Below are 18,246 nucleotides of genomic sequence, written 5' to 3'. Positions count from 1 at the left end.
CGCCGGATGACCATGTATTGCCAAAGCCACCTTTTCGAGGTGGCTTTTTGTTTTTGGTTCCAACGAGTCCTTTGTGCACGTTCGCGACCAGATCGCAGCGAAAATTGATGATGTAGCTCGAAATTTTGAATAGACAGGATTGAAACCCAAGGTGTCCGGCATAGACTGCCTGCAAGCCCCTACTCTGGCTGAACACACATGGAGCTGTGTCTGCATCCCCGGAACAAATCAGAGCGAAACAGGATGTTTTTGCGTTCAGGTTTTAGCCTTGTCGAGCTGATGGTTACCATAGCGCTCGTCTCTCTCTTGCTGACGCTGGGAGTGCCCTCCTTCAACTCTCTGTTGCGCAGCATGACGCTCAATACCCAGGCCAACAACTTTGTGGCAGCTATCAACCTTGCCCGTTCCGAAGCCATTCGCCGCAATGCTGCGGTGACCCTGTCCGCCTCGGCCGAGAACCTGACCCAGCATCACTGGGAGGCCGGTTGGCAGATCTGGGTCGATGGCAATGGCAATGGCAGGCTCGATAACGGCGAGTTGCTGCGGGGTTTCCCCGATATGGAGACAGGTACCCTGAGCAGCAATACCTCTCTGTTGCGCTTCAGTGGCGACGGTTTTCTCGATGGCCGCTCACAGGCATCGCAGGTGTTTACCCTGCGCCCGGAAGGGTGTCGCAACGAGGCGGCCCGCGATATCACCATCACTGCGGCAGGTCGCCCTTCCATCGCCGAGGTACGTTGCCCATGACACGACAACAGGGCTTGTCACTGCTTGAAATCATGATCTCTGTGCTGGTGCTCTCCATCGGCATTCTGGGCATGGCGACCCTGCAGCTGCAGGCACTCAAGAGCAATCAGTCTGCCCTGACGCGCACCGAAGCGACACAGTACGCCTACATGATCAACGACATGATGCGGGCCAATCGCAGTGCGGCCCTGAACGGACAATACAACATCGATCTGGGCGAGACGGTCTCGGGCAGTTCTATGGCGGTACAGGATTTACTGCACTGGAAGCGGGTATTGAGCGAGCTGCCGGGTGGCGATGGTGCCGTGGCGGTCAGCGCCGGAAGGGCCACCATCACCATTCAGTGGGATAGCAGCCGGCTGGCCACCGATCCTGCATCGCGCAGCATGACCCTTAGGACGGATCTATGAGCAGGGCCGGTTTGCCACTACGCCAGCGCGGGATCGGCCTGGTCGAGGTGATGATCGCCCTGGTGCTCTCCCTGGTAACTGTGGGGGTCATCATTCAGGTATTTCTTGGCAATCACAAAACCTATCTCACTGGCGAGGCCATTGCCCGGGTACAGGAAGACAGCCGGTTTGCCATCAATCTGCTGCAAAAAGAGCTGCGGATGGTGGGCTATCAGGGGTGCCTCAGCAAACAGGGGGTCAATATCACCAATACCCTCAACAACAACGCGGCACTGCCCTACAACTTCACTACCTTTTTGCGTGGCTATGACAATGTGACGGCCACCTTGCCAGCCCCTCTTTCTGCCCTGTTCACGGGAGCCGAGCCCAGACCCATGCCGGGTAGCGATGTGCTGCTGGTGCAGGGGCCGGTCGGCGTCGGTGTCCCTGTGGTGCGCAACAACAGCGCCGCCCAGCTGTTTGTCCAGCATCTCTCCAGCAAGGTGGATTATTGCGGCACCGGCAAGCAGGGTTACAGCGATCTGTGCGAGGGAGACATCGTTATGGTCTCCGATTGCCAGAAGGCGAGGATCTTCCAGATCACCCAGACCCAGCTGGTCGGCGGGGGCGACGAGGTCAATATCGGCCACTCCAATGACAACAAATTCACGCCAGGCAATGCCACCCCCTCTTGGGGTGGGGCGAGCTTACCGATAGAGGCTCGTTTTGCTCCAGGTTCGGTACTGAACCGGGTGGAAACCCGCCTCTACTATATTGCTCGCCCTTCGGCCAACAGCCCCTACGCCCTCTATCGCAAGAGCGGAGTTGCCATCGGTATGCCCCTTATCGAAGGGGTGGCCAATATGCAGCTCACGTTCGGGGAGGATCAGAACCGGGATCGGGCGACGGATCGCTATGTGAGCGCCGCCAGCAATCCAAACTGGGACAACGTCCTGGGGATTGGGGTGCAGCTTCTGATGCGCAGCAATCAGGGCAATGTGGTGTCGGCCCCGCAAGCTCTGAGCTTTGCCGGCGCCACCTTCCAGGCGACCGATCGCAACTGGTACTGGGTAGCCGAGACCACGGTCGCGCTGCGTAACCGGTTACCTTGAGGAACCCAGTCATGATGCATCGACAACAGGGGATGGCGCTGGTGATCAGCCTGATTTTTCTGGTCATGGTGAGCCTGCTGGGCATGGCCGGCATGCGGGGTGCGCAGCTACAGGAGAAGATGGCTGGCAACCAGAAGGAGGCATTGCAAGCGCTGCAGGCGGCGGAAGCAGGATTGCGCGCCGCCGAACGCTATATCGAGGCTGGCAACTCGGGTCCTTATGACAACAGCGCAGGCCTGTATGAATTTGTCGATACTGCGGTGGATCCCGCATCACCCTCCACATCCTGGCGCACCTATGCCAACAGCGGTCTGGCAGGGCGAGCCCCTGAATACTTTATCGAACGGCTGCCCTATACCCAGGGGGGCAGCGAGAATCTGGCGGTCGATGAGCCCATCAGCGAGCGTCGCCTCTATCGCATCACGGCAAGGGGATTTGGTCTCTCGGACGAGAGCCGGGTGCTGTTGCAATCGACCTATAGTCGCTAGGAGGCGGGGTATGAGTAAACTCGGTTTTGGACTCTCGGTGATGCTCTGCTGCGCTTCGGCGCAGGCGGCGCTCGATATTGCCCAGGTTCCCCTCTATCTCGGCACCCGAGCCGATCCCAATATCATGTTTACTCTGGATGATTCGGGCTCGATGCATTTCGAGATCATGCCCGAGTCCTTGATCGAGAACGATGCACGCTATGTCTATCCACGTGCCAGCCAGGTCTACGGAAGTGATGATTACGACAACTATACGATCACCTTTGCCAGCGACAATGCCCGCAATGCCTACGTGCGCTCCAGCCATAACAACAAGCTCTATTACAACCCGCAGCTGACCTATCGTCCCTGGGCCAATGCGGATGGCTCCTTGATGGCCAATGCCAAAGTGACCTGTGCCCCTCACAACCCTATGAAGACGGCGGCCGGTTGTCGCGACCTGACTCAAACCAATCGAGCATGGTGGGCCATCTATTACACCGAGTTTTCTCCTTATTATTACAACCAAGACGAGAGTTTCTGGCCGGCTGTCTATTTTGACTACAAGGGAAGTGGCAATGTATTCAACGCCAAGAACTATACCCGGGTGGTGATAAACAAAGCGGTGGCCACCATCTATGACGGTCGCCCCAATCGCAGTGACTGCAAAAATGCGCCCGTTTGTACCTATGACGAGGAAATTCAGAACTTTGCCAACTGGTACACCTATTATCGTTCGCGGATCCTGGCGGCCCGAGCCGGAGTAGGAAGAGCCTTCGCCAGCCAGGGGGAGGCCATTCGGGTCGGCTTTGCCACCATCAATGCCAGCGGTAGCGTGATCCGCGGTGTCACCCCTTTTTCAGGTACTGATCGAACCGCTTTTTTCGATGAGCTGTATGGCCGCGACATTCCGGCGAAGGGGACACCGCTGCGCACCAGCCTGAAAGAGGTAGGGGAGTATTTTTCCCGCAGTGACAATAACGGCCCCTGGTCTGCCCGTGCCGGCAGCACACTTCCTCATCTGACCTGCCGCCAGAGCTACAACATTCTGATGACGGATGGCTACTGGAACGGTGATTCGCCCTCGGTCGGTGATCAGGACCAGGATGGCATCAAGAACACTCTGGCGGACGTGGCCTACAAATACTGGAAAACGGATCTGCGTCGCGACCTGGCCAACAAGGTGCCGACCAGCACGGCAGACCCTGCCAACTGGCAGCATCTGGTCAACTTTACCGTAGGGCTTGGGGTCAACGGTTCGCTCAATCCTGCCAACGGTATCCCGGGCAGCTGGCCGAATCCTTATGATTCCGATGAGTTCAAGATCGACGATCTGTGGCATGCGGCCGTCAACAGCAAGGGGAGTTTCTTCAGCGCGGCGGATCCGGATACCTTCGCCGAGGCCCTGAGCAGTACTTTGGCACAGATTGCCGCCCGCAACAGCTCCGCCAGTTCGGTAACGGCCAACGCCACCCGTCTTGACAGCAACACCCATATCTACCAGGCCCGTTACAACAGCGGTGACTGGTCGGGACAACTGGTCTCGATCCCGCTTAACAGTGATGGCTCTCTGGGGAATATCGCCTGGGATGCCGCCACCCAGATACCGGAGCCTTCGGCACGCAGCATCTTCACCCGGCAAGGCGGGGCCGGCATCGCCTTCACCTGGGAGGCGCTTAACAATACCAACCGCACCCTGCTCAATATTGCCGGTGACAATCTGGGAGAAAGCCGGGTCGCCTATCTGCGCGGTGAGCGCGGTGGCGAGCAGCGCAATGGCGGGGTATTTCGCAATCGCAGCGATCTGCTCGGTGACATCATCAACTCGGATCCCGTCTATGTGGGCAAGCGCGATTACGGCTACAGCAGCGCGACTGGCCTGACCCAGACCGAGCGGGAGAGCTATCAGGCGTTCCTCAGCTCGACGGCGATCGCCCGTCGCCCGCCCATGCTCTATGTCGGTGCCAATGACGGCATGCTGCACGGCTTTCGGGTGGCCGACGGTGTCGAGCAACTGGCCTATATCCCGGCCAGCCTGCTGGGGGAACTGCCCCAGCTGACCAGGCCGGATTACAACCACCGCTACTATGTGGACGGGACGCCCAGGGTCGGGGATGCCTATCTGGGGAGTCGCTGGAAGACCCTCTTGCTGGGCTCTACCGGAGCGGGAGGCAAGGCGGTGTTCGCCATCGATGTGACCGCACCGAACAACTTCACCGCTGACAAGATGCTGTGGGAGTTCACCCATTCCGAGATGGGGATCGCGTTGGCCGCCCCGACGCTGGTACGGGTCAAGGCCGACAACAAGTGGGTCGCCCTGGCGGCCAACGGGTACAACAGTAACAGCCAGACGGCACGGCTGTTTGTGCTGGATTTGGCGACCGGCGCCGTCATCAAGGAGATTGACACCCAGGTAGGCTCGGCCAGCGAGCCCAATGGCCTCTCTTCGCCATTGCCTGTGGATGAGGATGGCGATCGGGTGGTCGACTATGTCTATGCTGGCGATTTGCAGGGCAATCTCTGGAAATTCGACCTGAGTGACAACAACAGCGCCCAATGGGGAATCGCGTTCAAGGCCGGCAACAAACCCAAGCCGCTGTTTCAGGCTTGCGATGGCGCCTGCTCGACCAGCACGCGCCAGCCCATCACCATGCGGCCGCTGGCGATCCGCCATCCCAGGGGAGGGATCATGGTGCTGATGGGCACGGGCAGCTATTTCACCAATGATGACAAGTCATTGCCCACCAATCCAAGATTGGAGGCCGTCTACGGCATTTGGGACACTGGGAGCGAGGTGAGCCGCAGCCAGTTGTTGCAGCAGAGCATTACCCATGAATTCGTGGCCAATGGCACCACCATCAAGTTCAATGTGCGGGTGGTCTCCAGCAGGGATGTCAATTACACCAGCCAGAAGGGCTGGTATCTGGTGTTGAAATCACCCGGGCTGAGCAAGGGGGTCGGGGAGCGGGCAGTTTCCGAGATGCTGTACCGGCACAAGCGGCTCATCTTCAACACCTTGATACCGTCGGCGGATGCCTGCGATTTTGGTGGCCGCTCCTGGCTGATGGAGCTGGATCCTGTTTCGGGCGCCCGCCTCACCTACTCGGTATTCGACGTCAATGGCGACGGAGCCGTCAACGATGATGACTATGTCGGGATCAAGGATGAGGCTGGCAATGACATCAAGGTGCCGGTCAGCGGCAAGCAATTTGACGAGCTCACCACGACGCCGAGCGTAGTGGAGGATGCCGATATGGAGCGTAAATACATCAGCGGCTCCAGCGGCAACATCTCGGTCACGCTGGAAGAGGGGGCGGGCGATCTGGGTGGTCGTCAGTCCTGGTTGCAACTGGAGTAGAGGCTGGAATGGAACGTGGATTTACCCTGATTGAGTTGATGATAGTGGTGGTCGTGGTCGCCATTCTGGCTGCGATCGCATATCCCAGTTACAACAACTACATGGCGTCCGCCAAGCGGGCCGAAGCCAAAGCGACTTTGCTGGAAGCCGCGCAATATCTGGAGCGGGAGTTTACCGCCAATGGCAATTACGACACTGGCAACCTGGCCTCTGCCGGCTTGGCAACCCTGCCCAGGGACGGTGGTACGGCTTATTACAATCTGGCGCTCAATGCCAGCGGGGCCCGTTATACCCTGACGGCTATTCCGACCGGTGTGATGAATGGCGACCCCTGTGGATTGTTGACTCTCGATCAGAGCGGACAGCAGGGGGTATCGCGTGCCACCATGACAACGGCCGAATGCTGGTAAAACTTATTTCCAGCACTCGGTCGGGGTCTTGATGTCGGCCTTGTTGATGGTCAGGCTGTCGCAACTGGTGCTGCCGGACTTGTCGCCGACCTGGGCACCCTTGCTGGTTGCAACCAGGGTGTAGGCGGTGGCAGTGGCGCCTGAAATGGTGAAGGTATAGTAATCGCTGGTCGGGTTGCCCACATTGGCTACAGCACTGCTGTAGCTGGCATTGGAGATGCGGAACTCTTCCTGTTTGAGCTGCATGGTCAGCAACCCCTTGACGGCTTCAGCCCGACGGGATTTACGCAGACCATCTGTAAAACTGGGGTAGGCGACAGCGGTAATGATGGCGACGATGGCGACTACCACCATCAATTCCAGCAGGGTAATACCTGATTGTTTGATTCTCATGGGGGCGGCAGGGTTCGTTAAATAGATAGATACTATAGGATAGTACTGACACCACACTCTACTGGCATGTGCGAAAAGAAAGGAGTCTTTAGCCAATGGAATGCGCAGAGTGCCGCTCCGCCGGTTTTACCATGATTGAATTGATGATTGCCCTGGCGCTGGTCGCGTTGCTCCTGACCGTGGCGATCCCCAGCTATCAGTCTTTGCGCCAGGAACAAATGGTAAAAGCAGCCACCCAGGCCGTATACACGGATGTGATGCTGCTCAAGTCAGAGGCGATCAAACGTAATCGCACCTTGCAGTTTATTATCTTCAACAGCGGCACCAGTAACTGGTGTTATCGAATCCATATTGATGGTAGCTGCAGCAGCTGCAGCGATTCCTGCTCAAGCATTGAGGGACGCAAGGGTGCAGATGCCAGCGAATACCCCGGTATCAGCCTGGTGGCCAGTTACAGTGAATCGGTAACCAATGTCAGGCCTCTAAGTATTTCGCCCAGAAGGGCCACCTTGGCGGCGGGGAATATTGCCATTTCGTCCGGTACCTACTCCATGCAGGTCAAGACCAATAATGTCGGGCGTGTGCGCACCTGTGGTGTCAGCAATGTCAGTGGAGTGCCTGCATGTTGAAAGCACCAAGGGGATTCAACGTGGTGGAGCTGATGGTGGCCATGGTCGCGGGTCTGTTTCTGGTTGCAGCCGTAACATCCTTGTTCGCCACCATCCTCAAGGCCAATCAAACATCCATGCAGGTGAGTCGCCTCAATCAGGAGCTGCAGAGCATCACTGACATGATAGCCCGTGACGTGCAGCGAACCGGTTACGATCAGGGGGCTACCGCATTTCTTGGGGCTGCATCGGGAGCCAGATCCCCGTTTTATTTCGATACGAGCAGCGATCTGATGAATGAGACCGTCAGTGGTTCCAAAATTTATCGCTGCATCAGACTGAAATACGATGATGATAACAACGGGTCTCTTGGCTCTGATGAAACCTTTATTTACAGCTATGACAGTGCTGACAAAGGGGTGCAGCTTGGCACCAGTTGCAGCACTGGCAACCTGCTCAGCACCGACAACACCATAGAGGTAACCGATCTGACCTTCTCGCTGCTTGGCAGTAGCGCCTCGGCCGGCGCGAGGACGGTGCGCATGGCCATTTCGGGTCAGTACAAGGCGAACTCCGCACTCAAACTCACCCTGCAGCGCGATATGAAGCTGCGCAACGACGGGTATTGATGCAATGAAACGTCATCTCGGCTTTACTACCTTCACCATCACCCTGCTGCTTATCGTGATCCTGCTTGGCATCTCGTTGCTGGTGGGCAAACTGATGGTGGCGGATCGTCGTGTCAGCCTCAACGAGGTGCAGTATCGCCAGGCGCTGGCGCTGGCCGAGCTGGGGTTGTCGGACGGGGTCGGGCGGCTTGCGCAGGATGCCACCTGGCGTACCCCTAGCAGCGGTGTTTCCGTCACCGTATCGGCCGGCAATTACACCCTCTTTGCGCTGGATGAACCGGCTGTGATCGTGGGGGGGGCGAGTGTAACACCGGTGAAAATACGCACCCAGGCGACCTTGGTTGATGCGACGGCCAATGCAGAGGTTGAAGTGAAGGCTATCAAGATAAGCGTATTGGCCGGCACCCCGGCCGCCCCCCTGACGGTAGCTGGTGGCATGGCCGTATCCGGCAATTTTACCGTAGTGGCCAATCCTAACGGAGGGGGACCGGGAGTGCCGCTCTCCATCTGGACCAACGGTAATGTGGACCTGACAAATGGCTCCGGTCAGACCTGTCATCAGGGGGACTACAGCGGAGGCTGCAGCGCCAACATCAGCCAGAAGGGCGACAAACAATCGGACATCAAGGACAACGATACCGACTTCCCCACGGATCTGGTCTGGTATCTGTTCAACGAGAATGATGATGCTGCCGGCTGGGCCAATCTGGAGTCTCGGGCGGTGCAACTGCTGACAAATTGCGATTCACTGTCGACCGCCTCGCGCGGTCTCATCATCGTCGATGGTGATTGCAAACCGGGTGGGTCGATCGGTTCGATCGCAGCGCCGGTCGTGCTTATCATACGCAACGGTAACCTGATGGTGAACGGGAATGCGACCCTGTACGGGCTGGTGTTCGCCTACTCAGCCACGCCCGCCACAGCCACCACCGACGTCAGCCTGAAGGGGGGAGCACTCGTCAACGGCGCGGTAGTAGCCAACTATCAGCTGGGCAAGACGGCCAATGGGACCTTTGATGCCAAGTATGATCAGGCGGTGTTGAGCAATATCGAAAATGGGGCGGCGTTTCAGAGCATCAATCTGGTGCCTGGTAGCTGGCGGGACTGGTAGGAGCATCTATGAAACCGCACAAGGGATTTGGGCTGTTGGAGATTTTGATCACCCTGGTTCTGCTTGGGGTGGGTGTGGCAGGTCTGGTGGCCATGTCTCGCTCATTGCTCAATACCTCCCAGGATAGTCGCCGCTACGAGGTGGCCATGCGGCTGGCCGAGTCACAACTCGATGCGTTTCGCACCTTCAACGGGGTGGTGAGTGCGGTTTCGCCGCTCACGGCCTACAACAACATAACGGCGGGCACCAGTTCGGCCACTCCTGCCGATGGCGGGGGGACTTATGCCCTGAGTTGGACCGTCAGCAACCAGTACTGGAATGGATCTGCCTGGCAGACCACGATCCCGGCGGGTTATTTGTACTCCTATCCTGGCCGAAAGGTAGTCAATGTGACCGTCAGCTGGAGCGACAGCGTAGGGCAGGCTCATTCTTTGCTGCTCTCCGGGGCCGTGTCGCCGGCGGAATCGCTGACTCAGAATCAGTTCAACGGCGGGCTGGATACCAGTCGCGAGCCGCCCCACGTGGTCTATACCCCCGGAGTTGCGCCTGATGTCATCTCCATCCAGATCGATCAGGAAGGCCGCAAGCAGGAGACCAGCAAGCCGCTGCCGACCGTGACCTCCAAGGATGGTGCGGTTGGCAAGCTGGTGCAGTTCGAGACGGTCACCTACAAGCCCGACAATGGCGGCAACACCCAGCAGGTGCTGCAGGATCTGGCCTCGGTCTCCTGTTCCTGTAGCTATGGCTCGAGCATAAATGCTTACCTGCCCGGCCAGGCCACCCTGACCAGCAGCAATTTGCTTTATTGGAATGCGGGTTCCCAGGTGATCAAGCAGACAGGGGTACTCAACAGCAGCGTCAAGGATCAACCGGCCCTCTGTACCAGCTGTTGCAAGGATCACTTCGATGGCAGTGGCAGCAGTTTTGACCAGTTTTACTCGCCGCTTCACACCAGCCGACAGCGCTACAGCAGCTCCCTTTCATCGGTCAATAGCGGGAATTATGTCGATGCCTGCCGCTTTGTCCGGCTCGATGGCTACTATCGTCCCCTGCCGGACTGGAATCTGATCAAAGTCATAGTGACCAGCGCCGACTTCCTCGCCAAGGCTGAGAACCAGACCAGCTACCAGAACTACATCAAGTACGTTGTTACCACTTATGTTACCTGGCAGAAGAACACTCTCAACTGGACTTCGAATCCCACGGCAACGCCCCCCTCGATCATTGAATTTGCCGACTGGCTGCCTACCAACGCGGCAGCGGGAGGAGACACCAGCACCAAGATCACCATGAACACGGGGACGGCCCAGCTGATTGCCCGCGGTATCTATGTGGATGTGCTCTCACCAGACAATCTCGCGAAGCTTGATCTGACATCACAGGATTTGTTGGCCCGAATCCCGTTTCAGGACATCAACCTGACCATGCTGGCGGAGTGGAGCCTGGTGCCCCTGAATGGCCAGCTCACCGGCAGTACCTCTGATTACGTGGGAGTGACCAACGAGACGGTCAAGACGGTGGTTGATCTCAGCAACTACTACTTCGGCAGTTACAGCCGTGGCTATTTGTCGGCCAAGAAGAGCACCAAGGATGCGTCCAACGTGTTGCAGAGCGCCTCGATCAAGGTAACCGCCTATCAGGGGAACTCGGGGATCACCGCTTCGCTCATCTCTCCGGTGGATCAGAGCGAGGCCAAGAGTGCCACCATGCCGGTGGCGATCGATACCAGTTCCCAGACGGTGCCGACCCTGACCGTATCGGGACGAATCGAGTGTCTTGAACAGGGCAATGGGCAAAATGCCACTCCAGAGTCCTGTAAGGCCAACACGTTCAGCGGGCTGACAGTCACTACGACAACCACGGGAGCCACCTGTCGTATCGATGTGCCAAAAACCAACAACCAGCCCGCTACATACGTTTGTTCTGCTGCACAAAACAGTAATCTGGTTGTGAATTTATCCTATAGCGCTCAGGGCAATAAAACCTACTTGTTGAAGCCGGCCTCCCTCAGTATCGCCATGACGCCGCCTGCCAGCGGCCAGGTGATCACGGGCCCCTGTGCCCTGCTGGTGGACAACGGAGTCAGCAATGCGGCGAACCTGACTTGTACCCCCTGAACCTCGGGCGCTGGCACAGCCAGCGCCTTTTCTTTATCATTCCCCATCATTTTTGATTTTAAGATGCATCGCCATGGCAAAAGCCCTCTCTCTGATGCTTGCCCAGTTGAATCTGACGGTAGGCGCCATCGAAGAAAACTGTGACAAGTTACTGGCTGCGGCCGCCGAGGCAGAGCGGCAAGAGGCCGATCTGCTGGTCTGCTCCGAGCTCGCATTGACCGGCTATCCGCCGGAAGATCTGCTGCTGCGCAGTGATCTCATGCTCCGGGTTGATGCCGCGCTGGCCCGCCTTGCTGCCTGGGCAGGCAACTGCGCCATTCTGGTGGGGCACCCCTGGCGGGAAGGAGAGGCACTTTACAACGCGACCTCCCTCTACGAGCAGGGCAAGCTGGTGGCACGCTACTTCAAGCAGGATCTGCCCAACTACGGGGTGTTTGACGAGAAGCGTTACTTCACGGCAGGCACCGAGACATGTGTCGTGCCGTTCCGTGGTCATCAGTTGGGTCTGCTTATCTGCGAAGACCTCTGGCAAGCAGGCCCGGCGCTGGCCGCCAGGGCGGCGGGAGCCGAGCTTCTGCTCACCATCAATGCCTCACCCTACGATCAGGAGAAACCCTGGATCCGCCGCGAGTTGATGGCGGAGCGCTGCGATCAGACCGGCGTACCGCTGATTTACCTCAATCAGGTGTGTGGCCAGGATGAGCTGATCTTCGACGGCTGCTCAAAAGTCTTCAATAGCCATGGCGAGCTGACTCACAGGCTGGCGCCGTTTGCCGAAGAGCTGGCGCTGGTGCGCTTTGCCGATGGTGAGCCGGTGAAAGAGCGGGAACCGGCTGCGCCGCTGGAGCCCTTGGCCGAAACCTATCAGGCGCTGGTGCTGGCGGTTCGGGACTACGTCACCAAAAACGGCTTTCAGGGCGCAGTGCTGGGGCTTTCCGGCGGTATCGACTCTGCCCTGACTCTGGCGATTGCGGCCGATGCCATCGGTGCCGATAAGGTGCAGGCGGTGATGATGCCATTTCGCTATACCGCCCAGATGAGCGTGGAAGATGCCAAGGAGCAGGCCGAGCGGATGGGTGTTGAGTTCAACATCATCTCCATCGAGCCCATGTTCGAAGGGTTTATGGATCAGCTGGCTCCCCTGTTTGAAGGCACGGCTCGCGATACCACCGAAGAGAACCTGCAGGCTCGCTGCCGCGGCGTGCTCTTGATGGCGCTCTCCAACAAGCGTCGTCGCATTGTGCTCACCACCGGTAACAAGAGCGAGATGGCGGTGGGTTATGCCACCCTGTATGGCGACATGGCCGGCGGTTTTGACGTGCTCAAAGACGTGCCCAAGACCCTGGTCTTCAAACTGTGCGAATACCGCAATTCGGTCGATTATGTGATCCCCCAGCGGGTCATCGACCGTCCCCCTTCGGCAGAATTGGCGCCGGATCAGGTGGATCAGGACAGCCTGCCCCCCTATGACATCCTGGATGCCATCCTCAAGCGCTACGTCGAAGAGGATGCCTCGGTCGCCGACATGGTGGCCGAAGGGTTCGAAGAGGCGGTGGTGCGCAAGGTGATCCGTCTGGTGGATCTCAATGAATACAAGCGCCGTCAGGCCGCAGTCGGTCCCCGCATCACGGCCCGCAACTTTGGTAAGGATCGCCGTTACCCCATCACATCCGGGTTTGGCAAACAGAACTGGTAAGGAGTCACCATGAAGAAGATTGAAGCCATCATCAAACCGTTCAAGCTGGACGATGTGCGCGAGGCTCTGGCCGAGATCGGCATCAACGGCATGACGGTATCCGAAGTCAAAGGTTTTGGCCGCCAGAAGGGGCACACCGAGCTTTATCGCGGTGCCGAATACATGGTGGACTTTCTGCCGAAAGTGAAGCTGGAACTGGTGGTGCAGGATGAGGATCTCGATGCCTGCCTGGAAGCGATCCAGAACACAGCCCGCACTGGCAAGATTGGTGACGGCAAGATCTTCGTCTGTGACGTGGAGCGGGTCATTCGTATCCGTACCGGCGAAGAGAACGAAGACGCCATCTGATGTGGATGCGCCTCGTTGTGGTGGCAGGCCTGTTGGCTGGCCTGACCGCCTGTAGTAGCCGGCCGCCGGCCCAGCCGGAAAACCTGTGCCAGATCTTTCGCGAGAAGCCTGACTGGCATGAGGCGGCCCTCAAGATGAACGAGAAGTGGGGTACCCCGATCCAGGTGGTCATGGCCATGATGTATCAGGAGTCCTCCTTCGTGCACGATGCCCAGCCGCCCATGGAGTATTTCCTCTTCATCCCGACCGGGCGGGCCAGTTCCGCCTATGGCTACGCTCAGGTGAAAGATGAAACCTGGGCTGATTACCATCGGGAAACCGGCAACAGCTGGAGTGATCGGGACGATTTTGCCGACGCCATCGATTTCATGGGCTGGTACACTCACAAGGCCCAGCGGCTGAACGGCACCTCCAAGTGGGATGCGTATGGCCAGTATCTCAACTATCACGAAGGGTGGGGTGGCTACCGGCGTGGCAGCTACCGAAGCAAGGGCTGGTTGATGAAAACCTCCCGCAAGGTAGAGGCCCGAGCCCAACGCTACGGCGCCCAGTATCGACAATGCAAGGATCAGCTCTCCACCGGGGGCTGGTTCTGGTAACCCAATCAGGAGTCAGAAATGCCGTTATTGGACAGTTTTACCGTTGACCACACCCGTATGGAAGCCCCTGCGGTACGCGTGGCCAAGACCATGCAGACCCCGAACAAGGACACCATTACCGTGTTCGACCTGCGTTTCTGTGTGCCCAACCAGGAGATCCTCTCCGAGCGTGGCATCCATACCCTCGAGCACCTGTTTGCCGGTTTCATGCGGGATCACCTGAACGGTAATGGGGTCGAGATCATCGACATCTCCCCCATGGGCTGTCGTACCGGTTTCTACATGAGCCTTATTGGTGCGCCGGACGAGGCGCGGGTGGGTGCTGCTTGGCAGGCGGCCATGAACGACGTGCTGACCGTGCAGGATCAGAAGCAGATCCCCGAGCTTAACGAATACCAGTGCGGTACCTTCAGCATGCACTCTCTGGAGGAGGCGCACGCCATTGCCCGTCACGTGCTGGAGCGGGGTATCGGGGTCAACCACAACGACGAGCTTGCCCTGCCCGAAGAGAAGCTCAAGAGCCTCTAAGGCATATGCCTCGTAAATCAATCCAGAGAAGCCGGTCAGCACTGCTGCCCGGCTTTTTTATTGGTACTGATGCGGACAGACAGGCAGCTTGTTCAGCGGGAGTTCTCTGGTAGCATGGTGTTCGACTGAACAAGAAAAGAGGGATGCTATGAGCATGAAAGGAGTCTTGCTGCGTTGGTTGGCCCGTTACGACGCATGGTGCGAAGAGTGGGGGCTCACACCGCAAAACCGGCGCTGCTGCACACCGGTGCGTTACGATGAGGAGTCATCAAAAGATCAGTCGGAAAAGACCTCTTCTTCCTCTAGTCAAAATTGCGAGTCACGGCACCGGTAACGCTGTTGTACTCAAAGCCGAGGCCATTTTTATAATCTGAACCAGTCTGGAAGCGGCCCATCGAGTCGCGCAGGATATAGCGGCAGTTGTAATGCATCTCATCACCCTCTTCCTCATCAGGATGTCCCGGGCCAACCATGTCCGAAAGATAGTCCGCCTGCTTTTTGATCTCATCAGGTTGGTTGGTAGACGCTACCGTCTGATCGCCATCAAGGAGGTCGGTAAACAGCAAACGGCAATCCGATTGATTGCTGACCGAGATATGGTTTCCTGAACCGGGCTGATAGGGAGTATTGGCGGGTTGGTTGTAATCCTCTTCGGAACCTGACGGCCATCCGTAGCGATTGATGTCCGACTTGCCCTCCCCATGGCTCCCCAAATTGTAAAGTGCGACCGCCTCTCCCTTGGTGGCAACAGCCCATCCTGCATGGGCCAGCTGCACCGCACTGGCAAAACTACCCGCCGTCGCCGCGACACTACTTCTTAACGCATCATCCTTGATATTGATAAAACGGGGCAGGGCGATGACTGCCAGAATACCCAGCACTATGATGACCAGTACCAGTTCAATCAGGGTAAAACCATGGTGTCTGTGTTTCATTGTGTTGAATGACCCATTAAATACCGCAAATAGGTGTAGTGATATGCAGCTGATTGACAGTCATTGCCATCTCGACTTTCCCGTCTTCGACAAGGACAGGGAGGTGTTACTGGCTCATTGTCGGCAGCTTGGGATCCGGGAGTATATCATCCCTGCCATCGCTGAGGATAACTGGGAGCGGGTAATGGCTTTGGCAGGCCAGCATGCCGATATTTTCTATGGCTTGGGCATTCACCCCTGGTATGCCGGCGCACAGCAGAAAGGGGTGATGGAACGGCTGCGGATGCTGGTGGCTCGTCGCCCGACCGGGCTGGTGGCGATAGGCGAGTGCGGGCTGGATCTGCGTTCCCATGTTCCCCAAGAGGGGCAGATGGATCTATTTGAGGCGCAAGTCAGGCTGGCTTGTGAATATGAGCTGCCATTGATCGTGCATTCGGTACGGGCCAATGACACGGTTGCCAAGCTATTGCGCCGTTTCAAACCAGCCAGGGGTGGGGTGATTCATGCGTTCAGCGGCTCCCGGCAGCAAGCCGACACTTTCTGGCAGATGGGATTTCGCTTGGGGGTCGGTGGGGTGATCAGTTATGAGCGGGCCAACAAGACCCGTGAGGCATTTCGTGATATGCCGCTTTCATCTCTGTTGCTGGAAACCGATGCGCCCGACATGCCGTTGCAAGGGGAGCAGGGGCAGCGCAATACCCCGGCGTCATTAGTAAAAATAGTGACTACTCTGGCTTCAATAAGAGAGGAAAGTATGGTGGATGTTGCAAGGGTGTTGCGCGAATCTACCCTTGAACTTTTCCATCCTGAGCGTCAATGCTGAAACATATATGCAACAAGGCTTTTGGGCGGCAGAAAAAAAAATGAGCGTAAAAATCGTTTGCTGTCTACTTTTGTGACAATCGATCATTTTGACACTGATAAAATGTGACCAGCATTCTATTTTAAAGGCCTTTAATTAGTATAATGCGCTCCCCTTGATTAGCGGCTTGAGATTACAAGTTGCTAACAAGATAGGTGCTACTAGAGGAAGATAATAATGAGCTTAATCATGGGTCTGGTGGGGATGGCAACGCTCGTCCTTATCGCGGTGCTGTTCTCCAGCAATCGCAAGGCAATTAACGTACGTACTGTACTGGGTGCGTTCGCAATTCAAGCCGGTCTGGGTGCTTTCGTGCTCTATGTACCGGTAGGTCGCGATATTCTGGTGGGCGTATCCGACGCCGTATCCAGTGTGATCAGCTATGGCCAGAACGGCATCGACTTCCTGTTCGGTGGTCTGGTCAGCAACAAGATGTTTGAAGTATTCGGCGGCGGTGGCTTCGTGTTTGCTTTCCGTGTTCTGCCGGTCATCATCTTCTTCTCTTCCCTGATCGCAGTGCTCTATTATCTGGGCATCATGCAGGTGGTGATCAAGCTGCTGGGCGGTGGCCTGCAGAAAGTGCTGGGTACCTCCCGCACCGAATCCCTCTCTGCTACTGCCAACATCTTCGTGGGCCAGACTGAAGCCCCGCTGGTAGTTCGTCCTTACATCTCCAAGATGACCGACTCCGAGCTGTTTGCCGTCATGTGTGGTGGTCTGGCTTCCGTAGCCGGCTCCGTACTGGCCGGTTACGCTTCCATGGGCGTCAAGATGGAGTACCTGATTGCCGCATCCTTCATGGCTGCTCCGGGTGGTCTGCTGTTCGCCAAACTGCTGGTGCCCGAGACCGAGACCCCGAACTACGATGAAAGCGCCGCCGATGCCGAGCTGGATGACAAGCCGGCCAACGTGATCGACGCTGCCGCTGCCGGTGCCTCTGCCGGTATGCAACTGGCCCTGAACGTAGGTGCCATGCTGCTGGCGTTCATCGGCTTGATCGCCATGATCAACGGTATCTTCTCTGGTGTGGGTGGCTGGTTTGGCATGCCCGAGCTCTCTCTGGAGCTTATTCTGGGCTGGATCTTCTCCCCGCTGGCCTTCCTGATCGGTGTGCCCTGGAACGAAGCCGTGGTTGCCGGTTCCTTCATCGGCCAGAAGCTGGTGGTGAACGAATTCGTGGCGTACCTGAACTTTGCTCCGTACCTGAAAGATGAGCTGCTGATCAATGGTGCTGCCATGTCCGATCACACCAAGGCCATCATCTCCTTCGCTCTGTGCGGCTTTGCCAACCTCTCCTCTGTTGCCATCCTGCTGGGTGGTCTGGGGTCCATGGCACCGAACCGCCGCGGCACCATTGCACGATTTGGTCTGAAAGCCGTACTGGCCGGCTCTCTGTCCAACCTGATGTCTGCCACTATTGCAGGCTTCTTCCTGGCGCTGTCCGGCATGTAATATCGCCTGACCAGACAGGTATAAACACAAACGCCACGGCATCTGCCGTGGCGTTTGTGTATGGGGCGGTGACAACCGTTTTCCTATCTAAACTAATAATAAAATGAGTCAAATCGGAGGTTTTATGAATGAAGTGCTACTGGCGATGGTGGCCGGCTTTATCGTTGGCTTGTTGTTTTCTTTCCTCAAATTGCCCATTCCTGCGCCGCCGGTCTTGTCCGGGGTGATGGGGATCGTGGGGGTCTATCTGGGTGGCTTAGCCTACTCCTGGATCCTCACCCGTTTCTTCTCGTAAGGCTTTTTCTACCAGGGTTTGCCAGATGTGAGATACCTCTGAAAATGGCAAATCCGGCTTGCAAACACGGGGTATCTCGGCTGAAATAGGCATTGCCAGCAGGGTGCTGGCATTGACTAATGCCCGATGAAATCGGGTGTTGGCGGTCAAATGGAATTGATTGGGAAGTCGGGTCAGATGTTGTCGGCCT

19 protein-coding genes are annotated in these 18,246 nt (G+C 57.3%); 17 read left to right on the top strand and 2 right to left on the bottom strand.

From position 1 onward, the window contains the following. Window positions 1–243: 243 nt before the first annotated feature. From tppE to tppA, 6 genes are read left to right on the top strand one after another with little or no spacing between them, the layout of a single operon-like run. Window positions 244–747 carry a type IVa pilus pseudopilin TppE gene (gene tppE, locus BN1123_RS05940; RefSeq protein WP_042025851.1) on the top strand — a complete coding sequence of 168 codons (504 nt, stop codon included), beginning with the start codon at window positions 244–246 and terminating at the stop codon, window positions 745–747. After that, on the top strand, window positions 744–1,157 hold the full coding sequence (gene pilV, locus BN1123_RS05935; RefSeq protein WP_042025850.1) for a type IV pilus modification protein PilV: 414 nt from the start codon (window positions 744–746) through the stop codon (window positions 1,155–1,157). Before tppE ends, pilV begins: the two co-directional genes overlap by 4 nt. Then, window positions 1,154–2,248: a PilW family protein gene (locus BN1123_RS05930; RefSeq protein ID WP_042025849.1), complete on the top strand. Its 1,095-nt coding sequence runs from the start codon at window positions 1,154–1,156 to the stop codon at window positions 2,246–2,248. Before pilV ends, BN1123_RS05930 begins: the two co-directional genes overlap by 4 nt. 11 nt (window positions 2,249–2,259) lie before the next feature. Next, complete coding sequence (locus BN1123_RS05925) at window positions 2,260–2,736, top strand: pilus assembly PilX family protein (protein WP_124240288.1); 477 nt, start codon at window positions 2,260–2,262, stop codon at window positions 2,734–2,736. 10 nt (window positions 2,737–2,746) lie between these two features. Next, window positions 2,747–6,073, top strand: a complete 3,327-nt coding sequence (locus BN1123_RS05920) for a pilus assembly protein (RefSeq protein ID WP_042025848.1) — start codon at window positions 2,747–2,749, stop codon at window positions 6,071–6,073. An 8-nt stretch (window positions 6,074–6,081) separates the two neighbouring features. After that, a complete protein-coding gene (gene tppA, locus BN1123_RS05915; RefSeq protein ID WP_042025847.1) occupies window positions 6,082–6,483 on the top strand; it encodes a type IVa pilus pseudopilin TppA in 402 nt (133 codons plus the stop codon). A gap of 3 nt (window positions 6,484–6,486) precedes the next feature. Here the strand turns inward: tppA and BN1123_RS05910 are convergent, their stop codons facing one another. Next, a complete protein-coding gene (locus BN1123_RS05910) occupies window positions 6,487–6,876 on the bottom strand; it encodes a type IV pilin protein (protein ID WP_042025846.1) in 390 nt (129 codons plus the stop codon). A 95-nt stretch (window positions 6,877–6,971) separates the two neighbouring features. Here BN1123_RS05910 and BN1123_RS05905 point away from each other — a divergent pair, with 95 nt between their 5' ends. The 8 genes from BN1123_RS05905 to luxS all read left to right on the top strand — a co-directional run bounded on the left by BN1123_RS05905 (window position 6,972) and on the right by luxS (window position 14,512). Beyond that, complete coding sequence (locus BN1123_RS05905; protein WP_026455776.1) at window positions 6,972–7,505, top strand: GspH/FimT family pseudopilin; 534 nt, start codon at window positions 6,972–6,974, stop codon at window positions 7,503–7,505. 20 nt (window positions 7,506–7,525) lie between these two features. Continuing rightward, entirely contained in the window at window positions 7,526–8,113 is a 588-nt protein-coding gene (locus BN1123_RS05900; RefSeq protein ID WP_042025845.1) for a PilW family protein, read from the top strand. A 4-nt stretch (window positions 8,114–8,117) separates the two neighbouring features. Then, on the top strand, window positions 8,118–9,224 hold the full coding sequence (locus BN1123_RS05895) for a PilX N-terminal domain-containing pilus assembly protein (RefSeq protein ID WP_042025844.1): 1,107 nt from the start codon (window positions 8,118–8,120) through the stop codon (window positions 9,222–9,224). A gap of 8 nt (window positions 9,225–9,232) precedes the next feature. Further along, a complete protein-coding gene (locus BN1123_RS05890; RefSeq protein ID WP_042025843.1) occupies window positions 9,233–11,341 on the top strand; it encodes a type IV pilus modification PilV family protein in 2,109 nt (702 codons plus the stop codon). A 73-nt stretch (window positions 11,342–11,414) separates the two neighbouring features. Next, entirely contained in the window at window positions 11,415–13,037 is a 1,623-nt protein-coding gene (locus tag BN1123_RS05885) for an NAD+ synthase (protein ID WP_042025842.1), read from the top strand. 9 nt (window positions 13,038–13,046) lie between these two features. Beyond that, a complete protein-coding gene (gene glnB, locus BN1123_RS05880) occupies window positions 13,047–13,385 on the top strand; it encodes a nitrogen regulatory protein P-II (protein WP_026455772.1) in 339 nt (112 codons plus the stop codon). Between the two features lie 5 nt (window positions 13,386–13,390). After that, window positions 13,391–13,984 carry a transglycosylase SLT domain-containing protein gene (locus tag BN1123_RS05875; RefSeq protein ID WP_042025940.1) on the top strand — a complete coding sequence of 198 codons (594 nt, stop codon included), beginning with the start codon at window positions 13,391–13,393 and terminating at the stop codon, window positions 13,982–13,984. Window positions 13,985–14,002: 18 nt separating this feature from the next. Continuing rightward, window positions 14,003–14,512, top strand: a complete 510-nt coding sequence (gene luxS, locus BN1123_RS05870; protein WP_026455770.1) for an S-ribosylhomocysteine lyase — start codon at window positions 14,003–14,005, stop codon at window positions 14,510–14,512. 302 nt (window positions 14,513–14,814) lie between these two features. Here the strand turns inward: luxS and BN1123_RS05865 are convergent, their stop codons facing one another. Continuing rightward, a complete protein-coding gene (locus BN1123_RS05865) occupies window positions 14,815–15,447 on the bottom strand; it encodes a prepilin-type N-terminal cleavage/methylation domain-containing protein (protein WP_042025841.1) in 633 nt (210 codons plus the stop codon). A 43-nt stretch (window positions 15,448–15,490) separates the two neighbouring features. Here BN1123_RS05865 and BN1123_RS05860 point away from each other — a divergent pair, with 43 nt between their 5' ends. The 3 genes from BN1123_RS05860 to BN1123_RS05850 all read left to right on the top strand — a co-directional run bounded on the left by BN1123_RS05860 (window position 15,491) and on the right by BN1123_RS05850 (window position 18,056). After that, window positions 15,491–16,270: a TatD family hydrolase gene (locus BN1123_RS05860; protein WP_042025840.1), complete on the top strand. Its 780-nt coding sequence runs from the start codon at window positions 15,491–15,493 to the stop codon at window positions 16,268–16,270. 216 nt (window positions 16,271–16,486) lie between these two features. Further along, on the top strand, window positions 16,487–17,761 hold the full coding sequence (locus BN1123_RS05855; protein WP_042025839.1) for a NupC/NupG family nucleoside CNT transporter: 1,275 nt from the start codon (window positions 16,487–16,489) through the stop codon (window positions 17,759–17,761). Between the two features lie 124 nt (window positions 17,762–17,885). Then, window positions 17,886–18,056 (top strand): XapX domain-containing protein, encoded by a 171-nt coding sequence (locus tag BN1123_RS05850; RefSeq protein WP_005340467.1) that lies wholly within the window; start codon window positions 17,886–17,888, stop codon window positions 18,054–18,056. Window positions 18,057–18,246 lie beyond the last annotated feature (190 nt).

The sequence above is a fragment of the Aeromonas enteropelogenes genome, assembly GCF_000819845.1.
GTDB classification, from domain to species: domain Bacteria; phylum Pseudomonadota; class Gammaproteobacteria; order Enterobacterales; family Aeromonadaceae; genus Aeromonas; species Aeromonas enteropelogenes.
The sequence above is the reverse complement of the archived record's forward strand: the minus strand, read 5'-3'. Positions and strand labels throughout refer to the sequence as shown.